Annotated in this window: 6 protein-coding genes; 3 read left to right on the top strand and 3 right to left on the bottom strand. The window is 74.1% G+C overall.

The genetic code is table 11. The annotated features are described in order from the left end of the window. From D7V93_RS30260 to D7V93_RS30245, 3 genes are all read left to right on the top strand, one after another. Nucleotides 1-653: alpha/beta fold hydrolase (locus D7V93_RS30260; RefSeq protein ID WP_120646690.1), on the top strand; the 653-nt coding region annotated here is incomplete at its 5' end. Further along, nucleotides 653-1417, top strand: a complete 765-nt coding sequence (locus tag D7V93_RS30255; protein WP_120646689.1) for a ZIP family metal transporter — start codon at nucleotides 653-655, stop codon at nucleotides 1415-1417. The genes D7V93_RS30260 and D7V93_RS30255, both read left to right, overlap by 1 nt. 874 nt (nucleotides 1418-2291) lie before the next feature. Then, a complete protein-coding gene (locus D7V93_RS30245) occupies nucleotides 2292-3101 on the top strand; it encodes an SDR family oxidoreductase (protein WP_120646687.1) in 810 nt (269 codons plus the stop codon). A 1-nt stretch (nucleotide 3102) separates the two neighbouring features. Here D7V93_RS30245 and D7V93_RS47485 read toward each other — a convergent pair whose 3' ends face one another. The 3 genes from D7V93_RS47485 to D7V93_RS30230 form a co-directional block, all read right to left on the bottom strand. Then, on the bottom strand, nucleotides 3103-5442 hold the full coding sequence (locus D7V93_RS47485; RefSeq protein WP_158623894.1) for a hypothetical protein: 2340 nt from the start codon (nucleotides 5440-5442) through the stop codon (nucleotides 3103-3105). Between the two features lie 63 nt (nucleotides 5443-5505). After that, nucleotides 5506-6540 carry a trypsin-like peptidase domain-containing protein gene (locus D7V93_RS30235; protein ID WP_120646686.1) on the bottom strand — a complete coding sequence of 345 codons (1035 nt, stop codon included), beginning with the start codon at nucleotides 6538-6540 and terminating at the stop codon, nucleotides 5506-5508. Between the two features lie 214 nt (nucleotides 6541-6754). Then, the coding region (locus D7V93_RS30230) for an alpha-2-macroglobulin family protein (RefSeq protein ID WP_120646691.1) at nucleotides 6755-8892 on the bottom strand (2138 nt) is incomplete at its 5' end.

Genomic DNA, 8892 nt, shown 5'->3' with positions numbered 1-8892 from the left:
GCCTCCTCCTGCCCGACCTCACCGGCCACGGCCAGTCCCCCGCCCTGACCCCGGACGCCGACCTGTCCTCGCTCGCCCGCGACGTCGCGGACACGCTGGGCGCCCAGGGCTTCACCGGCGCCGTGGACTGGGTGGGCCACTCGCTGGGTGGCCGCGTGTCGCTCGCCGCGAGCCTCCACGCCCCCGAGCGCGTGAAGAGCCTCACCCTGCTGGACATCGCCCCGGGGCCGGTGCCCCTGGACCTGTCGGAGAGCGGCTTCGTCCTGGACATCCTCCTGAAGGCCCCGCCCCGCGCCGACAACCGCCGGGCCCTGCGCGCGGACCTCACCGGCCGGGGCCTGTCCGAGCACCTGTCGGACTGGCTGCTCATGAACCTGGTGCCCGACGGCGACGGCGTGCGCTGGCGCTTCGACCGCGACGCCCTCTTCCGCCTGCACCAGCGCGTCAACGGCGAGGACCTGTGGCCCGCCGTGGAGCGCCCCGTGCACCCGCCCGCGCGCTGCATCCGGGGCGGCCGCAGCCGGTACGTGCCGGACGAGAGCGCCCGACGCCTGGAGGCCGCTGGCTGCCCCGTGGCCACCCTCCCGGACGCGGGCCACTTCGTCCACGTGGACAGCGCCCAGGCCCTGCTCGCGTGGCTGACGGCCGGGTGATGGACTCCCAGACCGTCCTCCTCGTCTTCATCGCCGTGGGGCTGGACGGCCTGGCCGGACTCGCGGGCGGCGTGCTGTCCGAGCGCTGGTTGCAGCGGCACCTGCCCGCGCTGGTCGCCTTCGCCGCCGGCACCCTGCTGGCCGCCGTCTTCCTGGAGGTGCTGCCAGAGGCCGTGGCCGCGCTCGGCGACGCTGCCTTCACGTGGGCCCTGGGCAGCTTCGTCATCCTCGCGCTCCTGGAGTGGGCCCTGGGTCACCACCACCACCACGTCGAGGCCGCCGCCGGGCACGTGCATTCGCACGGCGCGCCCACCCTGCCCGCGGCGCTGCTCGCGTCGGATGCGCTGCACAACGTGGGCGACGGCGCGGCCGTCGCGGCCGCCTTCCTCGTGTCCCCCAACGCCGGCTTCGCCACCGCGTTCGCCGTCATCGTCCACGAATTGCCCCAGGAGGTGGGCGACTACGCCCTGCTGCGCGCCGCGGGCTGGTCCCGCGTCCGGTCCCTCGTCGCGCTGGGCGGCGTGCAGCTCACCGCCGTGGCCGGCGCCGCCGCGGTGCTGCTGGGCACCCGGCACCTGCCCTCGCTCCAGGGCACCGTGCTGGCCATCGCCGGCGGCTCGTTCCTCTACATCGGTGCGGTGGACCTGCTGCCGGAGCTGCGACGGGGCCTGGACTCGCGAAAGCGCGTGGGGGGCTTCCTGTGCGGCCTGCTCCTCATCACCGGCCTCCACTTCGCGGAGCGCATCCTCGGCGTTCATGGCTGAGCGCGTCTTGAAACATGTAAAACAGGGTTAGGCGGTGCGTCATTCTACAGGGGCTAAACATGTCTCCCTGCGTAACAGCCACTTCCCGTGAATTTATGTTGACCGGTTGTTACCAAGCCCATCTACTCTCCGAATAGACAGTCATTCTCCGGGTGAACACTCGCAGGACCGACCCCGGACCTGTTTTTGAGGGGACGCCACATGCCACGCCTCGGCGAGCCGTCAGGTGCCTGGAGCCGGTCCCCCTTCGCTTGTGCGGGGCCGCGGGCCTCCACTGCCGGCGCGGGGGCGTTCGCCCCTGTTCCGGTCTCCACCCGCGAAACAGAGGTCACCACCATGTACGTCAAGGCCGAAGTCGTCCGCGTCGCCGCCGTCGTTGATTCCTGCACCTGCAGCAACGGCATGTCCACCACGACCTGCAGCGGGCTCATCCAGTCCGACTGCTAGTCGTTCCCGCCACACCCACACACCACACCCCAAAGAGAGACCACCACCATGTACACCAAGGCCGAGATCGTCCGCGTCGCCGCCGTCGTTGACTCCTGCACCTGCGGTGGCGGTATGACCACCACCACCACGACCTGCACCGGGCTCGTCCAGTCCTCCGACTGCTAGTCGTTCACGTTCCACACACACACCTTCGATACGGAGACTCCCATGTACACCAAGGCTGAGATTGTTCGCGTTGCCGCCGTCACGGATACCTGCACCTGTTCCAATGGCATGACGGTCATCCTGACGTGTAACGGCCTCCAGGAGTGCTAGTCGGAGTGCGCCTCCGGGCGTAGTCGCGGGCGGGTGGGGCTTCACGCCCTTCCCGCCCGTTGTCCTTTCCGGGCCCCCCGCTCGACGCGCCAGGAACGCGCCTGCGAGGATGCGGCCCATGCAAGGAAAGTCCGTGATTGTCACCGGTGCCTCGGCGGGCATCGGCGAGGCGCTGGCGGTGGCCCTGGCGGCCCGGGGCGCGAACGTGACGCTGGCGGCGCGCGACGCGCGGGCGCTGGAGCGGGTGCAGGCCCGGTGCGAGGCGGCGGGCGGCAAGGCGCTCGCGGTGCCCACCGACGTGGGCGACCCGGAGGCGTGCCGCCTGCTGGTGGAGCGCGCGGTGGCGGCGTTCGGCGGCGTGGACGTGCTCGTCAACAACGCGGGCGTCACCATGCACGCGCGCTTCGAGGACGTGAAGGACCTGGGCCTCTTCGAGCGGCTGATGCGCATCAACTACCTGGGCGCGGTGCACTGCACCTTCCACGCGCTGCCGTACCTCAAGGCCCGCAAGGGGCTGCTCGTCGCCATCTCCTCGCTGACGGGCAAGACGGGCGTGCCCACGCGCACCGGGTACGCCGCCAGCAAGCACGCCATGCAGGGCTTCTTCGACTCGCTGCGCATCGAGCTTCTGGGCTCCGGCACGGACGTGCTCGTGGTGTCGCCGGGCTTCGTGGCCACGGACATCCGCGCGCACGCGCTGGGCGCGGAAGGACAGCCCCTGGGCAAGAGCCCCCGCGACGAGGAGGGCGCCACCATGGACCTGGACACCTGCGTGGCCCTCATCCTGCGCGGCATGGAGCGCCGTCAGCGCGAGGTGGTGATGACGCTCGCGGGCCGCGTGGGCCAGGTGCTCAAGCTGGTGGCCCCCGGGCTGCTGGACCGGCTGGCCGCGCGCGCCATCCGCGGCAAGCAGGCCTGAGCTACCGGGTGTCCAGCTTCGACACCATGCCCCACAGCCCGTCGAAGGTGGCGTTGCCCACCTGATGCAGGCCGAAGCCCCAGAGGAAGGCCGTCATCCACCCGCCGGAGCCGCCCCAGGTGGGCGCGAAGACGTCCAGCACCTGGAGTCCCAGCAGCACCGCGATGATGGACATCATCCCCAGCACCGCGAGCTCCACCTTCCACAGGTCGCGCGATTTCGGCAGGGGGATCCAGTCCAGGTTCACCAGCGCTTCGGCGCCCGTGGTGCCGCCCGGGGGAGGCAGGGGCGTGAGGCTGCCGCCGGCGGGCGCGCCGGGCAGCGGCGGCGGAGACTCCTGGGGCTTCTGGGAGAAGGGGTCCAGCGTCACCGACGATTCAAGGGCCGGGGGCACCTGCATCCGGCTGCCCGCGGCGGCGGCCCGCTGGCGCAGCGTGGCGTGGCGCGCGAAGAGCTCTCGGGCGGCGCGGTACTCCGGCGCGGCCAGGTTCGCCTCGCCCCGGTCCAGGTGCGCGCGCGCCGCGTCCAGGTGCGCGTCCACCTCCGTCTCCCAGTCCAACCGGGTGCTCAAATCCCCCCCGGCCTCCACCTGGGCGGCGGCCACCGCTTCGTCCAGGTTGTCCACCAGCGCGCGCAGGTACAGCGCATGCGCGGACTGGTAGTACAGGAAGGCCTCGTCCACGCTGGCCGACTTGCGCGCGCGCGCCTTGACGAGCTTCTCACCCACCTGGGCGCGCAGCTCCGCCCACTCCTCCGGAGTGAAGCCGCCCGGCAGCTCCCGCCCGCCGATGGAGCCCTCCAGGTCCGACAGGAGGATTTCGAGGAACGCCTCGCGCGCGGCCTCCACCAGCCTGCGGGAGGCGTCCAGGTCGGGCCCCGGAAGCTGCTGCCGCGCGCGCAGCAGGTACAGCGGCAGTTCGCCCTGGAGCCGGTGGCTCACGGGGTCATCCCCGCGCTGGGTCATCAGTGTCTGGGATTGCTGCTCCAGCTCCGACAGCCGCGCCTCCAGCACCGCGCGGGCCACCGACTCCAGGTCGAGCGTGCGCAGGGACTGCGCCTGTTCGGTGAAGTCCGCGGACGTGGCCTGGTCGTTCTGGAGCAGCGCCTCCACCGCCTTGAGCTTCCGCTCCGCGTCCAGCAGGGCCACGCCCTTGAGCCCCTCCAATTGCCGCAGGAGGGCGGACCAGAGCGAGAACAACTGGAGGCGCGCCTCGAAGAGCGCCAGCACGGAGTCCTGCACCGCGAGCCCGCTCAGCGGTCGCTGGATGTTCTCCAGCAGCGCGTCCACCTGCCGCCGCAGCGACGCGGCCACCGTCGCCTCGCGCTCCAACGGACGGGCGGGCACCAGCTCCTGGAGCTTGTGGCGCGCGGCCTCCGCCCGGCCCCGCAGCGTCACGCGCGGACGCACGCGCTGCACGTAGAAGCGCACCGCCGCGGACGTCACCACGCCCAGGAAGATGAGGAACGCGCCCCACATGGCGGGCGTCTTCACCCAGACGGTGAAGGTCTGCTCCACCGGCGTGCCCTGGGGCACGAGCAGCCGCACCGTGCCGGTGTACTCGCCGGACTCCGGCAGCCCGGACACGTCCAGGTTCAAGAGGCCGGTGCCATGGGCGGGCACCTGGAGGACGCCCCCGGCGCCGGGCCCCTCCGGCTCTCCGTCCGCGCCCCGGAAGGTCCAGCGCGCGTCCTGCGCCTGCACGGGCGCGGCGCCATTGCCCGCCCCGCCCTCCTTGCGGTCCAGCTGCACCACCGCCGCCGGCCCCACGGGGCCGCCCACGCCCGCCGTCTCCCGAAAGGACAGCCGCACCGTGGCCTTCCCGGAGAAGGGCCCCAGCGTCCAGCCGCGCGCGGGCGCCACCGGGTAGAACTGCACCGTCGGCGCCGCCTCCGCGCGCTGGACGAAGAGCGGCGTCACTTCCCGCGCGCCGTCCGCCAGCAGCACCACGCGGCCCTTGTACTCCCCGGGCGCGGGCAGGTCCGCCGACAGCGTCACCGTCACCGGCTGCCGCACGGAGATGGGCGCGTCCGCCGCGCCGCCTGCCGAGCTGCCCATGCGCACCGTCACCGGCACCTGCGTGCCGTCCGCGGCGAGCAGCGGATCCACCAGCACCGTCACCCGCGTGTCCGCCGCGCCCGCGCCCGTGACGCCCCCTTCGGCATCCGCGGGCAGCAGGTCCACCCGCAGCACCGTCTCCACGTGCACGGTGGACGTGCGCAGCCGCACCTCGTTGTTGGAGGACAGGCCCGCGACGCTGAAGCGCGGCGCCGCGAGCGCGAGCGTCGGCAGCAGGCACAGCAGGCCCCACGCGGTCCCACGGTTTCGAGCTGGAAGGCCCATGCGCGGGGACGATAGCAGCCCCCCACCCCGGCCCCGCATGCCCGTCTCGCGCGCGCGGGCCCTTCAGTCCCAGCCCAGGCGGCGCAGCACCCCGGGCGACAGGCTGGCGCGGATGGCCTCCAGGGGGATGCCCTCGTCGTCCTCGGCGGCCTCGTGGCCGGGGCGCGGGTCGCCGCTGTGGTGCAGCGCGACCAGCTCCAGGTCCTGCGTGAAGCACGGCGAGCCGGACGAGCCCGGGTGCGTGTTGGTGCAGTACGTGACGCGCGTGTGCGAGCGGTTGACGGCCTGGAACGTGTCCAGCGCCACCTGCATCGGCCGGCCCTTGGGGTGCTGCACGACGAGCGCCAGCCCTCCGGGGATGAAGGGCGTGGGCGACGCGGGCAGCGGGATGAAGCCGCGCGGGCGGGCGCCCAGCAGCTCCTCGCCGGGGGCGTCCTGGATCTGCAGGAAGGCGTAGTCCAGCTCGTCGTGCGTGGCCTCGCGCGGACGGGGGTGCATGAGGTCCGCCGGGCTGTGCGGGCTCTGCGCCAGGCACGCCGTCACCGCGAACACGCGGCCGGGGTGCACCGCGATGCGGTCCGGCAGCACCTTCAGGTCGAAGCGCACGCGCAGCGCCTCCACCAGCCGGTGCTCGATGACGTGCGAGTTGGTGAGCACCACGTCCGGCGCCACCAGGAAGCCCGTGCCCAGCGCGCGGCCTCCGTCCAACTCCACGCGGCACACGCGCCGCGACAGGGTGGCCAGCCGGTCGCGCCAGGCCTCCGGCGTCAGCGCCTGCTTCGAGGCCTGGACGATGCGCGCCAGCGCGCTGCCGGACACGCTGCGCTGCACGGAGGAGAAGTACGTCTGGAGGAAGCGGCGCAGGCGCGGATGGCCGGGCGCCGCCGCCTGCGCGCCGCGCACGAGCGTGTCCGTCCACCCTTCCGCCTCCGCGGTGCGCACGAGCGCACGGGCCCGGGCCACCCCCTCCCGCTCCACGGGAGGCACGAGGTCCCGGCCGCACTTCACCGTGACCATCCGGTGGAGGTCCTCCACCGAGGAGAAGGCGCCCTGGAGGGCGTGGGTGAGTTCCTCCCGCTCGGAGCCTTCAAGCTCCATCCGTGTCCTCTCGGGGCCGCGCACTGTCACGCCTGCCGTGTGCCTTGCAGTGTACGCATGCGCGCAGCGTTTGCACCGCGCGCGGAGCGCTCGCCGGGACGGGCCCCTCCCACACCTCCGCCGTCCGCCTCCACCGCCGTCCACTGCCGGACGGAGCCACGAGCCCTCCGGACCGGGAGTGGAGAATGACCCGACCTGATGCGGCGGCAGGGCTTCAGCGCACCGCCCAGGACGTGGGCGGCAGCGACGAGGCGAGGTCCGGCCGGCCGGGCACGCCCAGCCGCGAGGCGCCCGCCTGCAACGTCCCGGCGAGCGTGGGCAGCACGCGGAAGTCCACCTGCATCAGCTCCCCCTGCGCGCGCGGGGCGAGGCGCAGCGACAGCGCCCCGTCCTGCACGTCCCAGGACGTCACCCGGCCCGTGGCCACCAGCGCCTCCAGGCTCGCGGGGTCCACCTGCACGCCCGCGGGCAGCTCCTGCTGGAACAGCAGCGGCAGGGACGAGGGGGCGCCCACCTGCACCCGCACGTCGGAGAGCTGCCCCACGCGCGCCTCCTTCGGCGCGACCACGGCCAGCTGCAGGCCGCCCTTCTCCTCGCGCTTCCACGGCACCGCCGCGGCCAGCGACAGCGAGAAGCCCAGCCCCGGCACCGCGGGCTCCGCGCGCACCGTCCACGTGTGCGTCCCCGCCGAACCCGGCGCGGCCGCCTCCAGCGCCAGCACCTCTCGCAGCGCCTTCGCGTCGTAGGTGCCCTCGGTGACGGTCTGCCCGTCGCGCGCGAGCGTCACGCGCACCTGGGCCGGCAGGGGTTCGCGGAAGAGCACCAGCGCGGCGCGCAGGCCCACGCGGTTCGCCTGTCCATCCCCCCAGCCCTGGCCCGGCGTGTAGCGCGCGAGCAGGAAGGCGCCCAGGTCCGCCAGCGGCGCCTTCGCATCGCCCTGGAGGGCGAGCACCGCCATGGCCGTGGCCTCCACCTCCGAAGGCGTGGCGCCGTCCGCGCGCACCATGCCCGGCTCCACCGGCAGCGACGCGGTGCCGTCCGCGCCCGGCTTCAGCGCGTCCCGCACGCGGGTGCGCAGCGCGTCCGCCACGGAGCCCGTCACCGCGCCTTCGGCCAGCAGCACCGCCGCCGTGTAGCCGTCCTTCACCTGCGGCAGGTAGCGCTCGAAGACCCCGGCCGAGCGCGCGGTGAAGGCCAGCGCGCGCTGCTTCCCCTCGGGCGTGCCCGTCGCCGCGCGCACCGTGCGGGCGCAGTCCGCCGTCGCCACCAGCAACCGCTGGAGCGTCCAGCCCTCGCCGCCCTGGCAGGTGCCGTCCGGCCGCTGCGCCTTCGCCACCGTCCCCACGAGCCGCTCGCCCAGCCGCGCGAGCACCGGGTTGTCCGGGTGGGCCAGCGCCGCTTCCGCCAGCCGCGTCGCCACGTCCACCGACGGCGCGCGCGCGGCCCGGAGCACGCGCTGCCCGGCCACCATCGACAGGGCCTTCAGCGCCTGCGCGTCCGGCGTCTCGCCCAGCGCCTTCAGCAATTCCGGCGCCTGGCCCGCGAGCAGCAGCGCGTACGCATCCGCGGCCAGGTCCAGGCCCGCTGTCCGGCGCTCCACCGCCGCCAGCTCCGCGCGCACCACGCCCAGCGCGCCCGGGTACACCTGCAACCGCACCCGCTCGCTGCCGGGCTGCGCGTCCGCCGGCCCGACCAGGGACAGCGTGCGCGGCGCCGCCAGCGACCCGCCCCGCGTCTGGACCACGGGCTGCCCGGTGGCCCACACGTCGAAGTCGCGCACCACCGCGTCGGTGTCCCCCAGCGAGGCCCGCACCGTCACCGGCCCCGCGCCCTGGGCCCGCACCGTCACCAGCGCCACCGCGCTGCCCCGCGCGGGGACCTTCACCGTGCGCGCGCCGTCCTCCACCTGCGCGCCCCGCACGTCCACCTTCAGCGCGGCCACCACCTCCTTGTCGGTGGTGTTCACCACCTGCACCGGCAGGCGCACGGTGTCGCCCGCGCGCAGGAAGGGCGGCAGCACCGGATCCACGTAGGTGGGCAGCGTGCCCGCGAAGGACGTCACCGCCCCCGCCTGCGCGCCGGAGCGCGAGTGCGCGAGCGCCAGCACCCGCCACTGCGTCAGCCGGTCCGGCACGCGCACGGGCACCGTCGCGGCGCCGCTCGCGTCCGTCACCACCAGCGGCTCGAAGAGGAACGTCTCCGGGAACCACGCGCGGGTGGGCGCGGCCGCTCCGCCCTCGCCGCCCTGGTCCTTCTCTTCTTCCTGCGCGAAGGAGTCTTCACTGTTCGACTCCACGGGCGAGGGCGGAGCGGCCGCGGGCGCCGCCATGCCGCCGCCTCCCGGTCCCGTCC

Origin of the sequence: Corallococcus llansteffanensis, assembly GCF_003612055.1 — a bacterium.
GTDB lineage: Bacteria > Myxococcota > Myxococcia > Myxococcales > Myxococcaceae > Corallococcus > Corallococcus llansteffanensis.
This window is presented reverse-complemented; position numbering and strand designations above follow the sequence as displayed.